Source organism: Streptomyces sp. NPDC005811, from assembly GCF_040630405.1.
GTDB lineage: Bacteria > Actinomycetota > Actinomycetes > Streptomycetales > Streptomycetaceae > Streptomyces.
Window position 1 is genome coordinate 46084 of sequence record NZ_JBEXXK010000016.1, and the last position, 15867, is coordinate 61950.

General features: G+C 71.8%; 10 protein-coding genes. 2 read left to right on the forward strand and 8 right to left on the reverse strand.

Features of this window, described 5'->3' with window-relative positions:
• Positions 1–21 precede the first annotated feature (21 nt).
• From ftsH to ABZ490_RS18855, 6 genes are all read right to left on the reverse strand, one after another.
• Complete coding sequence (ftsH, locus tag ABZ490_RS18830) at positions 22–1968, reverse strand: ATP-dependent zinc metalloprotease FtsH (protein ID WP_358991074.1); 1947 nt, start codon at positions 1966–1968, stop codon at positions 22–24.
• Positions 1969–2062: 94 nt separating this feature from the next.
• Positions 2063–3613 carry a signal recognition particle protein gene (ffh, locus tag ABZ490_RS18835; protein ID WP_358991077.1) on the reverse strand — a complete coding sequence of 517 codons (1551 nt, stop codon included), beginning with the start codon at positions 3611–3613 and terminating at the stop codon, positions 2063–2065.
• A 112-nt stretch (positions 3614–3725) separates the two neighbouring features.
• Complete coding sequence (locus ABZ490_RS18840; RefSeq protein WP_358991080.1) at positions 3726–6179, reverse strand: [protein-PII] uridylyltransferase; 2454 nt, start codon at positions 6177–6179, stop codon at positions 3726–3728.
• Positions 6180–6205: 26 nt separating this feature from the next.
• Positions 6206–6544: a P-II family nitrogen regulator gene (locus tag ABZ490_RS18845; protein ID WP_003997576.1), complete on the reverse strand. Its 339-nt coding sequence runs from the start codon at positions 6542–6544 to the stop codon at positions 6206–6208.
• The gene (locus ABZ490_RS18850) at positions 6541–7875 is read right to left on the reverse strand and encodes an ammonium transporter (protein WP_358991083.1); all 1335 of its coding nucleotides are present in this window, start codon (positions 7873–7875) and stop codon (positions 6541–6543) included. The genes ABZ490_RS18845 and ABZ490_RS18850 overlap by 4 nt, the downstream gene beginning before the upstream one ends.
• A gap of 355 nt (positions 7876–8230) precedes the next feature.
• On the reverse strand, positions 8231–9715 hold the full coding sequence (locus ABZ490_RS18855) for a hypothetical protein (RefSeq protein ID WP_358991086.1): 1485 nt from the start codon (positions 9713–9715) through the stop codon (positions 8231–8233).
• A 447-nt stretch (positions 9716–10162) separates the two neighbouring features.
• On the opposite strand from ABZ490_RS18855, the gene ABZ490_RS18860 reads away from it, so the two are divergent.
• Positions 10163–10819 carry a bifunctional DNA primase/polymerase gene (locus ABZ490_RS18860; protein ID WP_358991089.1) on the forward strand — a complete coding sequence of 219 codons (657 nt, stop codon included), beginning with the start codon at positions 10163–10165 and terminating at the stop codon, positions 10817–10819.
• An 83-nt stretch (positions 10820–10902) separates the two neighbouring features.
• On the opposite strand, the gene ftsY is transcribed toward ABZ490_RS18860, so the two are convergent.
• The gene (gene ftsY, locus ABZ490_RS18865) at positions 10903–12108 is read right to left on the reverse strand and encodes a signal recognition particle-docking protein FtsY (RefSeq protein WP_358991093.1); all 1206 of its coding nucleotides are present in this window, start codon (positions 12106–12108) and stop codon (positions 10903–10905) included.
• Positions 12109–12233: 125 nt separating this feature from the next.
• Between ftsY and ABZ490_RS18870 the strand changes: the two genes are divergently transcribed.
• Positions 12234–13205 (forward strand): LLM class flavin-dependent oxidoreductase, encoded by a 972-nt coding sequence (locus ABZ490_RS18870; protein WP_358991096.1) that lies wholly within the window; start codon positions 12234–12236, stop codon positions 13203–13205.
• A gap of 1118 nt (positions 13206–14323) precedes the next feature.
• On the opposite strand, the gene ABZ490_RS18875 is transcribed toward ABZ490_RS18870, so the two are convergent.
• On the reverse strand, positions 14324–15742 hold the full coding sequence (locus ABZ490_RS18875; protein ID WP_358991099.1) for a sugar porter family MFS transporter: 1419 nt from the start codon (positions 15740–15742) through the stop codon (positions 14324–14326).
• Between the last annotated feature and the right edge of the window lie 125 nt (positions 15743–15867).

Genomic DNA, 15867 nt, shown 5'->3' on the forward strand with positions numbered 1-15867 from the left:
TGTGCCCAGGCTTCGGAATGCCTAGGCGTCGGACTCCTTCGTCAGCCGGGTGATCCCCGCGATGCGGTAGGCGTCGGCCTCCTCCAGGGTCTCGTGCTCCAGGAGCGCCTCGGCGAGGGCGTCCAACTGACCGCGGTGGTCGCGGAGTTTGGTCAGCGCCTCCTCGTAGCACTCGTCGACGATCCGGCGCATCTCGTCGTCGATGACGTCGAGGGTGGCGGGTGCGGCGGCGAGGCCGTAGGCCTGCTGCGCGTCGCTGGGCAGGGCGGAGAGCCGGCCGACCCGGTCGCTCATGCCCCAGCGCGCGACCATCCCGCGCGCGATGTTGGTGACCTGTTCGAGGTCGTTCTCGGCGCCGGTCGTGACGACCCCGTAGATCACCTCCTCGGCCGCCATCCCGCCGAGGGCGCCGATGATGCGGCCGCGCAGATACTGCTCGGAGTGCGCGTACCGCTCGACCTCCGGGGTCGACATGGTCACGCCGAGGGCGCGGCCGCGCGGCACGATGGTGACCTTGCGGACCGGGTCGGCGCCCGGCTGGAGCATGCCGAGGAGGGCGTGGCCGCTCTCGTGGTAGGCGGTGCGGCGGCGGTCCTCCTCGGGCATCACGAGGGTGCGTTCGGCTCCGAGCTGCACCTTCTCCAGGGCTTCCGACAGGTGCGCCGGGGTGACCTGGCTCTGTTTGCGCTTGACGGCGAGGAGGGCGGCCTCGTTGGCGAGATTGGCCAGATCCGCCCCTGTCATACCGGGGGTGGTGCGGGCCACCTGGGTCAGGTCCACGTCCGGGGCGAGCGGGATCCCCCGGGTGTGGATGCGCAGGATCGCCTCGCGTCCGCCGCGGTCCGGCGGGGAGACGTTGACGACCCGGTCGAAGCGGCCGGGCCGGGTGAGCGCCGGGTCCAGGATGTCGGCGCGGTTGGTGGCCGCGATGACGATCACGCCCTCGGAACCGGAGAAGCCGTCCATCTCGGTGAGGATCTGGTTCAGCGTCTGCTCGCGCTCGTCGTGACCGCTCACCGACGCGCCGCCGCTGCGGACCCGGCCGATGGTGTCGATCTCGTCGATGAAGATGATCGACGGGGCCACCTTGCGGGCCTCGGCGAACAGTTCCCGGACCCGGGAGGCGCCGACGCCCACGATCATCTCGATGAACTCGGACGCGGAGGCCGAGAAGAACGGCACCCCGGCCTCGCCGGCCACCGCGCGGGCCAGCAGGGTCTTGCCGGTGCCGGGCGAGCCCGCGAGCAGCACCCCTCGGGGCATCTTGGCGCCCATCCTGCGGTAGGCGTCCGGGTGTTCGAGGAAGTCTACGACGTCGTCCAGCTCGCCCTTGACCTCGTCGATGCCGGCCACGTCGGCGAAGGTGGTGCGCTGGGTGCCGGGCCGCAGCTCGACGGGTTTGGGCGGCGCCTTGCGGCCGAGCATGCCGCCGGCCCCGCCGAGGCCGCCGGTGAACCTGCGGGCGAAGAAGACCCACACCGCGACCAGCAGCACGATCGGGATCAGCGAGATCAGCAGGTTGGAGAGCAGACTGCGCTGCTGCACGACCGGCCGGGCGGTGACCGTGACGTCGTGGCTGCTCAGGTTCTGCCAGAGGTCGTCGTCCGCGAACGCGGGGCGCTGTGTCTTGAACCGGGTGTAGGTGCCGTCGTCGTCGGGGTTGTCCCGGGCCTTCTTCAGCTCGCCCTGGATCGCGTCGCCCTTGGAGTAGATCTTCTCGACGTTGCCCTCGTCGACCTGTTTGCTGAACTCGGTGTACGAGATGGTCGGCTCGTTGCCCTGGCCGAGGTAGTTCAGTCCGACGTAGACGATCAGGAAGACGATCACCGCGGTGACGGCGAGGCCCCACCAGCGGCCCCGGGGGCGTCTGCCACCGGGGCCGCCGGGGGGCGGGGTTCCCTCGTCCGGGGTGCCCTCGGAGCGCCATGGCTGGTCGGGGGCCCTGCGCGGCGGAGCGGCATTGCTCATATCTGGACGTTACGGCAGACACCGGACCTCGGCATGCGGTGAGGGCGCCCTTCCCGGCGGAAGGGCGCCCTCAGCGACGTACACCCGAAAGGCGTCAGCCCATGAACTTCTTGAACTCGTCGGGCAGCTCGAAGTCCTGGGCGCCCTGCTGCGGCACCCCGAACGCGTTGCCGCCCTGGGCCTGGGCCTCGCGGCGCTGGGCCTCCTCCAGCTCCTGCTGCCGGCGCTTCATCGGGTTGCCGGAGCGCTGCTTGCCCTTGGCCTGCTTCGGCTGCTTCTTCTGCCGGCCGGGGCCGCCGCCCATGCCCGGGATCCCCGGCATGCCGGGCATACCGCCGCCCTGGGCCATGCGGGACATCATCTTGCGGGCCTCGAAGAACCGCTCGACCAGGCCCTTGACCGCGCTGACCTCGACGCCGGAGCCCTTGGCGATACGGGCGCGGCGCGAGCCGTTGATGATCGTGGGGTCCTGGCGCTCGGCCGGGGTCATCGACTTGATGATCGCGGCGGTGCGGTCGACGTCCCGCTCGTCGAGGTTGTTGATCTGGTCCTTGATCTGCCCCATGCCGGGCAGCATGCCGAGCAGCTTGCTGATGCTGCCCATCTTCCTGACCTGCTCCATCTGGGACAGGAAGTCGTCCAGGGTGAAGTCCTGGCCCTTCTTCGACGCCAGCTTGGAGGCCATCTTCTCGGCCTCTTCCTGACTGAACGTCTTCTCCGCCTGCTCGATCAGGGTGAGCAGGTCACCCATGTCGAGGATGCGGGAGGCCATCCGGTCCGGATGGAAGGCGTCGAAGTCGTCGAGCTTCTCGCCGTTCGACGCGAACATGATCGGCTTGCCGGTGACCTGGCGGATCGACAGGGCCGCACCGCCGCGGGCGTCGCCGTCGAGCTTGGAGAGCACCACGCCGTCGAAGCCGACGCCGTCGCGGAAGGCCTCGGCGGTGTTGACGGCGTCCTGACCGATCATCGCGTCGACGACGAAGAGGATCTCGTCGGGCGAGACGGCGTCGCGGATGTCCGCGGCCTGCTGCATCAGCTCCTGGTCGATGCCGAGGCGGCCGGCGGTGTCCACGATCACGATGTCGTGGACCTTGGCCTTCGCGAACTCGATGGAGTCCTTGGCGACCTGGACGGGGTCACCGACGCCGTTGCCCGGCTGGGGCGCGTAGACCGCGACGCCCGCGCGCTCGGCGACGACGCTGAGCTGGTTGACGGCGTTGGGGCGCTGGAGGTCGCAGGCGACGAGCAGCGGCGAGTGGCCCTGCTCCTTCAGCCAGCGGCCGAGCTTGCCCGCGAGAGTGGTCTTACCGGCGCCCTGGAGACCGGCCAGCATGATCACGGTGGGCGGCTGCTTGGCGAAGCGCAGCCGTCGGGTCTCCCCGCCGAGGATCGTGACGAGTTCCTCGTTGACGATCTTCAGGACCTGCTGGGCGGGGTTCAGCGCCCGGGAGGCCGAGACCTCGAGAGCGCGCTCCTTCACGTTCTTGATGAAGGTGCGGACGACAGGGAGGGCCACGTCCGCCTCGAGGAGCGCGATGCGGATCTCGCGCGCGGTGGCGTCGATGTCCGCCTCGGAGAGCCGTCCCTTGCCGCGCAGGTTCTTGAAAGTCGCTGAGAGGCGATCGGAGAGAGTATCGAACACGGCGGCGTCGGTCCTCGGGGTCGGGGGCGGTAGGAGCGTCTTCAAGGGTATCCCGGACGGGCAAGACCGGGTCACGGTCGTGCCGCGACCCGGTCCGGCGGGTGTGCCGGAGTCAGCCCCGCAGGGTCTCCTCCAGCTTGCGGGACACCGCCGCCGCCTCGTCGACCGGCAGCGGCGCCCCCTGCGCGCCGGTGACGTAGAAGGCGTCGACGGCGTTGGCGCCCAGGGTGCTGACGTGCATGCTGCGCACCCGTACCGCCGCGTCCTCCAGGGCCGAGCCGATCCGGAACAGCAGTCCCGGCGCGTCCTGGGCGCGGACCTCGATGACGGTGGCGTGCCGGGAGGCAGCCGGGGCGACCGTCACCCGGGGCGGTGGCGCGACCACGCCCCGGCGCCGGGGGTAGGCCGCGTCGCGCTCGGCGAGCCGTCCCGCGATGTCCAGGGAGCCGTCGAGGGCGCGCACGAGGTCGGCGCGCAGCCGGGCGGCCTGGGGCAGCGAGCCGTACTCGGCGGCGACCCGCCAGTTCAGCAGCAGCACGGAGCCCTCGACGCCGTCCGGCAGGTCCAGGGCGCGCAGCTCGGCGGTGCGCACGGTCAGCCGGTGCACGGCGAGCACCCCGGCCACCGCGGGCAGCACGCCCTCCTGGTCCGGTACGGCGATGAGCAGTTCCACGCCGAGCGGCTCGGGGTCGCCGGCCGGCTGCTCCCCCGCGTCGGCCGGCGGTTCGGTCTGGGCGCGCAGGGCCAGTACGGGGCTGCCGGTGGCGACCGCCTCGATGGCGAGCCGCTCCTGCTCGGCGGTGGGCGCGGCGGTGTCCGGCTCCTCGGGTTCGTCCCCGGCGAGGACCGCCCCGACCCGCTTGACCAGGTCCGCCACGAGCGAACCCCGCCAGGAGGACCAGGCGGCGGGCCCGGTGGCCAGCGCGTCCGCCTCGGTGAGCGCGTGCAGCAGTTCGAGCGTGCTCTGCGTGCCGACGGCCTCGGCGACCGAGCGGACCGTGGCCGGGTCCTCCAGGTCGCGCCGGGTCGCCGTCTCCACGAGCAGCAGGTGGTGCCGTACGAGGGAGGAGAGCACGGCCACGTCCGCGCGGTCGAAGCCGATGCGGGCGGCGACGTCCTTGACGATGATCTCGCCCGCGACCGAGTGGTCGCCGGGCCAGCCCTTGCCGATGTCGTGCAGCAGCGCGGAGACCAGGAGGAGGTCGGGGCGGCTGACGCGGCGGGTGAACTCGGAGGCGCGGACGGCGGTCTCGATGAGGTGCCGGTCGACGGTCCAGATGTGTACGGCGTTGCGCTGCGGCCGGCAGCGCACCCGCTCCCAGTCGGGCAGCAGCCGGGTGATCAGGCCCTCGGCCTCCAGCGCCTCCCAGACCTCGACGGTGGGCCGGCCGGAGCCGAGCAGGGTGACCAGCTGTTCGCGGGCCTCGGCCGGCCAGGGGGTCGGCAGGGCGCGCACGGTGGCGGCGAGGCGCCGTACGGCGTGCAGGGAGAGCGGGAGGCCGGCCTGGGCGGCGGCGGCCGCGGCGCGCAGCGGCAGGACGGGGTCGCGTTCGGGGCGGGCGGCGCGGGCGAGCACCACCTCGCCGTCCTGTTCGACGACGCCCTCGGCTAGCGGGGACCGCTCGGGGACGGGCTTCCCGCCGCCGAGCATGGCGCGCAGCCGCGGCCGTACGGCGCGCGAGCGCAGCACGCGAGCCACTTCGCGCCAGGTGACGTCGCTGGCGTACGAGATGACGCGGGCGGCCTCGTAGACCTGCCGCAGGAGGGTGTCGGCGTCGAGGAGGCCGAGTCCGGCGGCGACCTGGTCCTGTTCCTGGAGGGCGAGGCGGTCGGTGGCGCGGCCGGTGGCCAGGTGGAGGGCGTCGCGGACGTCGAGGAGGCGGCTGCGGGCGTCGTCGAGGCCCTCGCGGGGTGCGTCGGCGAGCCAGGAGGCGGCGACGGCACGCAGCGCGGTGGCGTCCCTGAGGCCGCCGCGGGCCTCCTTGAGGTCGGGTTCCAGGAGGTACTGGAGCTCGCCCTGGCGTTCGGCGCGCTCGGCGCAGAGTTCCTGGAGTTCGGGCAGGCGTCTGGGGGCCTGGTTGCGCCAGTCGGCGAGGACGGTCGTCCGCAGTCCGGAGGTCAGCGCGAGGTCGCCGGCGAGATGGCGGGCGTCGAGGAGACCGAGGTGGACCTTGAGGTCCTCCCCGGCGGTCTTGCGGGCCTCGGCGGGGGTGCGCACCGAGTGGTCGAGGGCGAGGCCGAGGTCCCAGACCGGGTACCAGAGGCGGTCGGCGAGGGCGGCGACGGCCTTGGGGTCGCTCCCGTCGTGCAGGAGCAGCAGGTCGAGATCGCTGCGGGGGGAGAGTTCGCCGCGGCCGTAGCCGCCGACGGCGACCAGGGAGACGCCGCCCAGCCCTTCGGCCGCCGCGGTGAACAGTCCGGCCAGCCAGTCGTCCGTGAGCGCGGAGAGGGCGGCACGGCGCGGCGGCCCGGACCGCGCCTCCTCGGTGAGGAGGCGCAGCCGGGCCGCCGCATAGCCGCTGGGTCCCGAGTCCTCTGTTTCGTTTCGCACGTCCGTGCCCGTCACCCAGCGACTCCTGTTCTGTTCTGCGGTCAGAGCGCGTCCGGGCCGCGCTCGCCGGTGCGGACCCTGACGGCCGTCTCGACCGGGAGGGACCAGACCTTGCCGTCACCGATCTTGCCGGTGCGGGCCGCCTTGACGATGACGTCGATCAGCTGCTCGGCGTCGTCGTCCTCGGCCAGCACCTCGATACGGATCTTGGGGACCAGGTCGACCGTGTACTCGGCGCCGCGGTAGACCTCGGTGTGTCCCCGCTGACGACCGTAACCGCTCGCCTCGGTGACCGTCAGGCCGTGCACGCCGAAGGCCTGGAGGGCTTCCTTGATCTCGTCGAGCCGGTGGGGCTTGACGACGGCGGTGATGAGCTTCATGCGTCCACCTTCTTGCTGCTCGCGGAACCGACGGCGGTCGGCGCGGCGGCCCGGGCGGCACCGCCACCGGCACCGCTGAAGTCGTAGGCGGTCTCGGCGTGCTCGGCCTGGTCGATGCCGGAGATCTCCTCGTCCTCGTCGACCCGCATGCCGATGGTCTTGTCGAGGAGGAAGGCGAGCACCGCGGAGGCGATCAGGGAGTAGGCGAGGACGGCGAAGACACCGGCGCACTGCTTCCAGAACTGGTCCAGGCCGCCGCCGTAGAAGAGGCCCTTGACGTCGGACTGGCCCTTGCCGCTGGCGAAGAAGCCGATCAGCAGGGAGCCGATGACACCGCCGACCATGTGGACGCCGACGACGTCGAGCGAGTCGTCGTAGCCGAACTTGTACTTCAGGCCGACGGCCATGGCGCACAGGACACCGGCGACGGCGCCGACCGCGATGGCGCCGATCGGGGTGACCGCGCCGCCGGACGGGGTGATGGCGACCAGACCGGCGACCGCACCGGAGGCGGCGCCCAGCGTGGTGAACGCGCCGTGGCGGATCTTCTCGTAGACGAGCCAGGCGAGCATGGCGGCGGCGGTGGCGATCTGGGTGTTGACGAACATCAGGGAGCCGACGCCGTCGTCGTTGCCGAGCCACGAGCCGGCGTTGAAGCCGAACCAGCCGAACCACAGCAGACCGGCGCCGAGCATGACCAGCGGGAGGCTGTGCGGGCGCATCGGGTCCTTCTTGAAGCCGACGCGCTTGCCGATGACCAGGATCACGCCGAGCGCCGCGGCACCCGCGTTGATGTGGACCGCGGTACCACCGGCGAAGTCGATCACGCCGAGGTCGAAGGCCCAGCCGCCGGTGCCCCAGACCCAGTGGGCGACCGGGAAGTACACGACCGTGGCCCACAGGACGACGAAGATCGACCAGGCGGAGAACTTCACGCGGTCGGCGATGGCGCCGCTGATCAGGGCGGGGGTGATGATCGCGAACATCATCTGGAAGACGGCGAAGGCGAAGACCGGGATCGTGTACCCGGACCAGATGTCCGCCTTGTCGATGCCGGCCCATCCGACGAAGTCGGACTCCCAGCCGATCAGCGAGCCGTGGTCCGTACCGAACGCCATGGAGAAGCCGTACAGCACCCACAGGATCGTGACGATGCCCATGCTGATGAAGCTCATCATCAGCATGTTGAGGGTGCTCTTGACGCGGACCATGCCTCCGTAGAAGAAGGCGAGGCCCGGGGTCATGATCAGCACCAGGGCGGAACAGATGAGCATGAAACCTGTGTTGGCCACAGACAGCTTGTCTGCGGCAAGCGTGATGGCTGGTGCCATCGGCGTCTCCTCGTCGGTAGTACGGCCCCGTGCGGGAAGCCAGAGCGGAAAAGAGGGGTGGGCCGGTTATGCGCCATGAGATTGACGCAGCGCGGTTTCGGTCGAAGCCCCTCGTTGTTTCGCCGCCGTGACGAAGGCGCCTGGTGCGTTACGCGTCGATGAACTGGCTGATGTTCGCCGAGCGGATCGTTATCGTGGCGCAACCTTCCCTCGGGGAGGGAAACCGGCCGCGGACGGCCTTCCGATGACCTGGCATGGGGGAGCCGAGTCGGGCACTTCGGGAAGGCCGGCCGCGGCCGGGGTTCATGGGTTTCGCCGAGTGGTTCGGGGGGTGGATCAGGGGTGGATCGGGGGGTCAGACGGCCTCGGCCGTCTCCGGCAGCTCCATGGCGAGCCGCTCGGTGAGGTCCACGACCTCGGTCAGGTCGCCGAACTCGCGGACGGCGCTGTCGACGGTCTTTCGAATACGAGTGTTGACCCGCTCGGAGCGGACCTTCTTGGCCTCCTGCATGGCCTGGGCGGCCAGGGTGGCGCTCTGCTCGGGCTCCTGGCGCAGCAGGTGCACGGTGGCCATGCCGATGAGGTTCAGCACGTACGACCGCTTGTGGTCGGCGTCGTCCGCGAACAGGCGTACGGCCTTCTGCATCAGGGGTTCGGCGAGGGAGGCGTAGGCGGGGCTGCGGCCGGCGACATAGGCGAGGTCGCGGAAGGAGTGGCTGTTCTCGCCGTACAGCTCGGCCTCGGAGAAGAAGCGGATCCAGTCGGGGTCCGGCTCGTCCCAGTCGTCGGCGTCGGCGAAGGTGTCCTCGGCCATCCGCACGGCCCGTTTGCACCGGCCCGGCTGGCCCATGTTGGCGTAGGCGCGGGCCTCCATCGCATACAGCATGGACTGGGTGCGCGGGCTCGCGCAGTCCCGGCTGCCGTACTGCGCGAGGTGGATCAGCTCCAGCGCGTCCTCGGGCCGTCCCAGGTGGATCATCTGGCGGCTCATGCTGGACAGGACGTACGAGCCGAGCGGCCGGTCGCCGGCCTCCTTGGCGGCGTGCAGGGCGAGCACGAAGTACTTCTGGGCGGTCGGCTGGAGCCCGACGTCGTAGCTCATCCAGCCGGCGAGTTCGGCCAGCTCGGCGGCGACCTTGAACAGCTTGCGGGAGGTCGCCTCGGGCTGGGGTTCCTGGAGGAGGTCGGTCACCTCGTGCAGCTGGCCGACGACGGCCTTGCGGCGCAGTCCGCCGCCGCACTGGGCGTCCCACTGGCGGAACATCACCGTGGTGGACTCCAGCAGGTCCAGCTCGGGCCTGGAGAGCCGGCCGCGGGCCCGGCTGGTGGGCACGGCCTCCGGTTCCGTGAGCGGGGCGGGCGGGGTGGGGACGAGCCAGCGCTGCATCGGCTCGATCAGGGACGGGCCCGCGGACAGCGCCAGCGAGGTGCCGAGGAAGCCGCGCCGCGCCAGCATCAGGTCGCTGCGCGAGAACTCGCTGAGCAGGGCCACCGCCTGCGGTCCCGTCCAGGGCAGGTCGACTCCGGTCGCGGAGGGTGCCTGGCGGGTGGCGCGCAGACCGAGGTCCTCGATCGAGACGACACAGCCGAACCGCTCGGAGAACAGCTCGGAGAGGATCCTGGGGATCGGCTCGCGGGGGTTCTCGCCGTCCAGCCAGCGGCGCACGCGGGAGGTGTCCGTGGAGATGTGGTTGGCGCCCAACTGGCGTGCACGACGGTTGACTTGCCGGGCCAGTTCGCCCTTCGACCAGCCGCTGCGCACGAACCAGGAGGTGAGCAGCTCGTTCGGGCGCTTGTCCGCATGCGAAGCGTTACTCCCGCTTCCGTCGTTGCCGCTCACTGGAACGCCCCCATCCCTGAGACCACTTGTCACTGAGTGCGCCAAGCCTTATCAGAATGCCGGTAAATACGGCCCCTCGTCCGGTAGTTGTCACCCTTCGAACGGAAAGTCGACTTGCCTCCGGCATACCCGCAAACGCATGTGCCTCCAGGACCCGCACACTCAAAGTAATCCTACGATCACGGACCCAGCCACGAGGATCCCGGAAACGCCACCATTCGCCACCCCTTCGAATGAACTACCGATGGCCCGTAGGCGATTCACTTGACACAGGACGGGTGGGGGTGAGCGGAGGGAAGCACTCAGGGGCGCGCGTCGCCGACCACACCACCCGGCGTGCTTCCGGAAGCCGTCTGCGACGGGCGGCCCACGGGCAGCGAAAGCACGCAGAGTCACGACATGCGACCGTTACGTAACCACCGGCGCCGCACACCCGTTGGAGGGGGCATGGGCTTCACGATCGGCGGCATCCGCGAGATCCGCTCCGGCACGCGCAGGCGCGGTCGCTCGTCCGAGTGCACCGCCGTCGCCGAGTTCACAGGGCTGTGGGGCTGGGACGTCGTACCGGGCGCCCGGGCCGCGGCCGGCGTCTGCTCCTGCGGCCGCCCCGGCTGCCGCGCACCCGGCGCCCACCCCCTGGAGTTCGCCGCCCCGGTCCCGGCCGGCGCCACCCTCGACGACGTGACACGGGCCTGGGCGGAGTTCCCGGGCGCCGCGGTGATGCTGCCGGTCGGGCGCGCCTTCGACGTGATCGAGGTCGCCGGGCCCGCCGGGCGCCGCGCCCTGGTCCGGCTGGAGCGCATGGGCCTGCCGCTCGGTCCGGTCACCGCCACCCCCGAGGGCCGCACGCAGTTCTTCGTCGCCCCCGGCGCCGCCGCCGGACTGACCGGCCTCCTCTACCGCATGGGCTGGGACGACCCGGCCGCCCTCGACCTGCGCGGCCTCGGCCCCGGTACGTACGTCACGGCCCCGCCCTCCGACCGCGGCGGCCTCGGCCCGGTCCACTGGCTGCGCCCCCCGGCCCTGGACTCCGCCACCCGTCCCCCGGAGGCCCGGCTGCTGCTGGGCACCCTGGCGTACGTGGCACACCGCTCCCGCGCATAGCCGTACGAGACGGCCGTACACAGCGAAGCGCCCGCTCCCACTGCACCTGGGGGCGGGCGCTTCTCGCTGGTGTTAAGAGCGGGTCATTCTCCGATGAGGGCGTCAACGAACGCCTCCGGCTCGAACGGCGCCAGGTCGTCCGCGCCCTCGCCGAGGCCGATGAGCTTGACCGGGACGCCCAGCTCGCGCTGGACGGCGACGACGATGCCGCCCTTGGCGGTGCCGTCGAGCTTGGTCAGCACGATGCCGGTGATGTCGACGACCTCGGCGAACACCCGGGCCTGGACCAGACCGTTCTGCCCGGTGGTGGCGTCGAGGACGAGCAGCACCTCGTCCAGCGGGGCGTGCTTCTCGACGACCCGCTTGACCTTGCCCAGCTCGTCCATGAGCCCGGTCTTGGTGTGCAGCCGGCCCGCCGTGTCGATGAGGACGACATCCACCCCCATCTCCTTGCCCTCCTTCACCGCGTCGAAGGCGACGGAGGCGGGGTCGCCGGCCTCGGGCCCGCGCACGGTGTGCGCGCCGACCCGCTCGCCCCAGGTCTGGAGCTGGTCGGCGGCGGCGGCGCGGAAGGTGTCGGCGGCGCCGAGGACGACCGTACGGCCGTCGGCGACCAGCACCCGGGCGAGCTTGCCGGTGGTGGTGGTCTTGCCGGTGCCGTTGACGCCGACGACCATCACGATGCCGGGCTTGCGGTCCTCGGGCTCGGTGCGCACTGTGCGGTCGACGTCGGTGCCGACCAGCTTGAGCAGCTCCTCGCGCAGCAGGCCGCGCAGCTCGTCGGGGGTGCGGGTGCCGAGCACCTTCACCCGCTCGCGCAGCCGGTCCACCAGCTCCTGGGTGGGCAGGACGCCGACGTCGGCGGTGAGCAGGGTGTCCTCGATCTCCTCCCAGGTGTCGTCGTCGAGGTGCTCGCGCGAGAGCAGCGTGAGCAGCCCCTTGCCCAGGGCGTTCTGGGAGCGGGAGAGACGGGCGCGCAGGCGTACGAGACGCCCCGCGGTGGGCTCCGGGATCTCGATCTCCGGGGCCTCGACGGCGGGCGGTTCCTCGACGGCGACTCCGGTCGGGCCGCCGTCGGGAAGATCCACCTCCTCGATCGTGCGGCGCGGTTCTTCGCGCGGCGTCTCGGCCTCGTCGCCGACGTGCGGCTCGGCCGGAGGCGCGGTGATGTCGGGCGCGGCGGGGGGCGGCGGGGGCAGCGGCTTCTTGCGCCGGCTGCCGACGACGAGCCCGCCGAGCACCGCGAGCACGACCACGGCGATGACTACAGCAAGGATGACGGTTTCCATAACCCGTCCAGTATCCATCCCGCCCCCGGCGACGGCCCGGCTCCCCGGGGCGGGTGTCTCGCACCTCTGGCCACCTGACGCACCGTCAGCTACGGTCCCTCCACATCCGCCGAAGGGGGCCCGTCATGCCCGTCACCGTCGTCCGTTTCAACCTCGTCGCGCCCGGCGCCTCCCCCGCCGAGCTGGGCGCCCGGTACCGGGCCGCGCTGGAGATGGCCGCGTACGCCGACGAGCACGGGGTGACCACCGTGCAGACGGAGGAGCACCACGGCGTCGAGAACAACTGGCTGCCGTCGCCGTTCGTCTTCGCGGGGGCGGTGCTGGGGGCGACCCGGCGGCTGGCGGTCACGGTGTCGGCGGTGATCGGCCCGCTGCACGACCCGCTGCGGCTGGCCGAGGACATCGCGGTCCTGGACCTGCTCAGCGGCGGCCGGCTGCTCACGGTCGCCGGGATCGGCTACCGGCGCGAGGAGTACGACCGCGCGGGCGTCGACTGGACGCGGCGCGGGCGGCTCCAGGACGAGCTGCTGGAGACCGTGCTGAAGGCGTGGACCGGCGAGGAGTTCGAGTACCGGGGCCGTACGGTACGGGTCACCCCGCGCCCGGCGTCCGATCCGCACCCCCTGCTGCTGGTCGGCGGTTCCTCGAAGGCCGCCGCCCGCCGGGCCGCCCGGCTCGGGCTGCCGTTCTTCCCGAGCGCGCACCTGCCGGAGCTGGAGACGTACTACAAGGAGCGGCTCGTGGAGTACGGGACGCAGGGCTGGACGATGATGCCCGGCGCCGAGACACCCCTGCTCCACATCGCGGAGGACCCGGACCGGGCCTGGGCCGAGTACGGCGGCCACTTCCTCCACGAGGCCCGGACCTACGCCTCCTGGCAGTCCGGCGAGATCCGCTCGGCGGTGCGTTCGGGGGCGGCGACGGTCGAGGAGCTGCGCGCGGAGGGCGTCTACCGGATCCTCACCCCGGACGAGTGCGTGGCCCAGGACCTCGACAACCTCGTCCTGCACCCACTGGCAGGCGGAATGCCCCTGGAGGAGGGCTGGCGAAGCCTACGCCTGTTCACGGAACGGGTACTTCCGGCACTGGCCGACTGACCCGCCCGCGTCACCCCACGCCGAACAGACCACGGGGCTGCGGTCACCTGTGCCGAGGGCCGGCCACCGGACCGCGATGCCCCGCAAGGCCCGCCGACTGCCGGGCCGCGGCACCCGCCCCTGACGGCCGACGGCCGGATCGCGATCACCCACGCCGGCGATCCGACCGCCGACCGTCGAGCCGCGGCACCCACACCTGACGGCGACGGTCGGGCTGCGCCGACCGCCGGGCAGAAGTGTCCGCTCCGGACAGACCGCCGGGCCGAGGTCACGCACACCGGAGGACCGGACGCAGCGCCCCGCCCCTGACGGGCGACCGCCGAGCCGCGACCGCCCCGCGCCGGACGGCCGACCACCGGACCGCGATCACCCGCGCCAGAGGGGCCGACCGCCGGACCACAGTGACCAGCACCGGACGGCACGCTTTCGGGCCGCTGCACCCCGCCCCTGACGGCCGACCACCGGACCGCGATCCCCTGCACCGGAGGACCGACCACCGGACGCAGCGACCCGCCCCCTGACGGCCGACCGCCGGACCGCGATCACCTGCGCCAGCGATCCGCCCGCCGGACCGCAGCGACCCGCAAACGACGGCCGACCGCCGAGCCGCGGCACCCACACCTGACGGCGACTGTCGGGCTGCGCTGACCGCCGGGCAGAAGTGTCCGCTCCGGACAGACCGCCGGGCCGAGGTCACGCACACCGGGGCCGGACGCAGCGCCCCGCCCCTGACGGGCGACCGCCGAGCCGCGACCGCCCCGCGCCTGACGGCCTACCACCGGACCGCGATCACCCGCGCCAGAGGGGCCGACCGCCGGACCACAGTGACCAGCAAGAGACGGCGCCCTGCCGCGGGGCGCGGCGCCCTGCGCCGGGCGGCCAGGCCGTCGAGCCGCGCCGGACGGCAAGCCGGTCGAGCCCCGTCGAGCCGCGCCGGACGGCAAGCCGTCGAGCCGCGCTGAGCCGCGTCGGGCGGCAAGCCGGTCGAGCCCTGTGGCCCGTGCCGGACCCTACGCCGCCGCCCCCGCGCCGGGGTGGCCGGAGCGGGGGCGGCGGGTGGGGCGGGGAGAGGGGCGGCGGGGTTTGAGCCCTTCTCCCCGGGCTTGTGGGGAGGGTGGTCAGCCCATCTCCTCCAGGGCCTTGCCCTTCGTCTCCTTGACGTACCTGAGGACGAAGGGGATCGAGAGGGCGGCGAAGGCCGCGTAGACGACGTAGGTCAGGGAGAGGTTCCAGTCGGCGAGGGACGGGAAGCTCGCGGTGATGGCCCAGTTCGCGATCCACTGCGCGGAGGCGGCCACGCCCAGCGCGGCGGCGCGGATCTTGTTGGGGAACATCTCGCCGAGCATGACCCAGACGACCACACCCCAGGACAGGGCGAAGAAGAGGACGAAGACATGGGCGGCGACCAGGGCGGTCCACCCCTGGGCGGCCGGGAGCCTGCCGTCGACGAGGTCGTAGGAGAAGGCCCAGGCCTCCAGCGCGAGGCCGACCACCATGCCGACCGAGCCGATGATCGCGAGCGGGCGGCGCCCGATGCGGTCCACGAAGATCATCGCGATGACGGTGCCGACGATGTTGATGATCGACGTGGTGAAGGAGTAGAAGAACGACTCCGCCGGGTCGACGCCGACCGACTGCCACAGCGTCGAGGAGTAGTAGAACGCGACGTTGATGCCGACGAACTGCTGGAAGACGGAGAGGCCGATGCCGATCCAGACGATCGGCTTGAAGAAGAAAGCGCCGCCGAGCAGGTCCTTGAACGTGGAGCGGTGCTCGCGGTTCATGGCGTGCTCGATCTCGGCGACCCGGGCGTCCAGATCGCCGCTCTCGCCCTCGACCTCGGCGAGGATCTCCCGGGCCCGTTCCCGCTTGCCGACGGAGATCAGGAAGCGCGGGGACTCCGGGATGGCGAAGGAGAGCATGCCGTAGAGGACGGCCGGGACGACCATCACGCCGAGCATGACCTGCCAGGCCTCCAGGCCCATCAGCCGTCCGCGCTGGTCGCCGTCGGCCGCGTTCACCAGCCCCCAGTTGACCAGCTGCGACACCGCGATGCCGATGACGATCGCGGCCTGCTGGAAGGAGCCGAGCCGGCCGCGGTAGGCGGGCGGAGCCACCTCGGCGATGTAGGCGGGGCCGATGACGGAGGCCATGCCGATGGCGAAACCGCCGACGACCCGCCACAGGGCGAAGTCCCACAGCGCGAACGGCAGCGCCGAACCGACGGCACTCACGGTGAACAGCGCGGCGGCGATCTGCATGACCCGGATACGGCCGATGCGGTCGGCGATCCGGCCGGCGGTCGCGGCGCCGATGGCACAGCCGATCAGGGCGATGGCGATGACCTGGGCGAGGGCGGCGGAACCGATGTCGTAGCGGTCCCGGATGGCCTCGACGGCACCGTTGATCACGGAGCTGTCGTAACCGAAGAGGAATCCGCCCATCGCCGCCGCCGCCGCGATGAAGATGACGTGCCCGAGATGATCGGGAGGAGCCGTTGCGGCTCCTGACTTCTGTGCCTGCGCTGTGCTCGTCACGTTCAACTCCTAAGGCCATCGGCAACGCTGCCTGAAGGCAAGAACAATGATGCAGACCCTATGCCTTCAAGTTCTGAAATCACTAGCCGGAGTGATGTGAGAAAACAGGCAGGCATGAGGGGGAA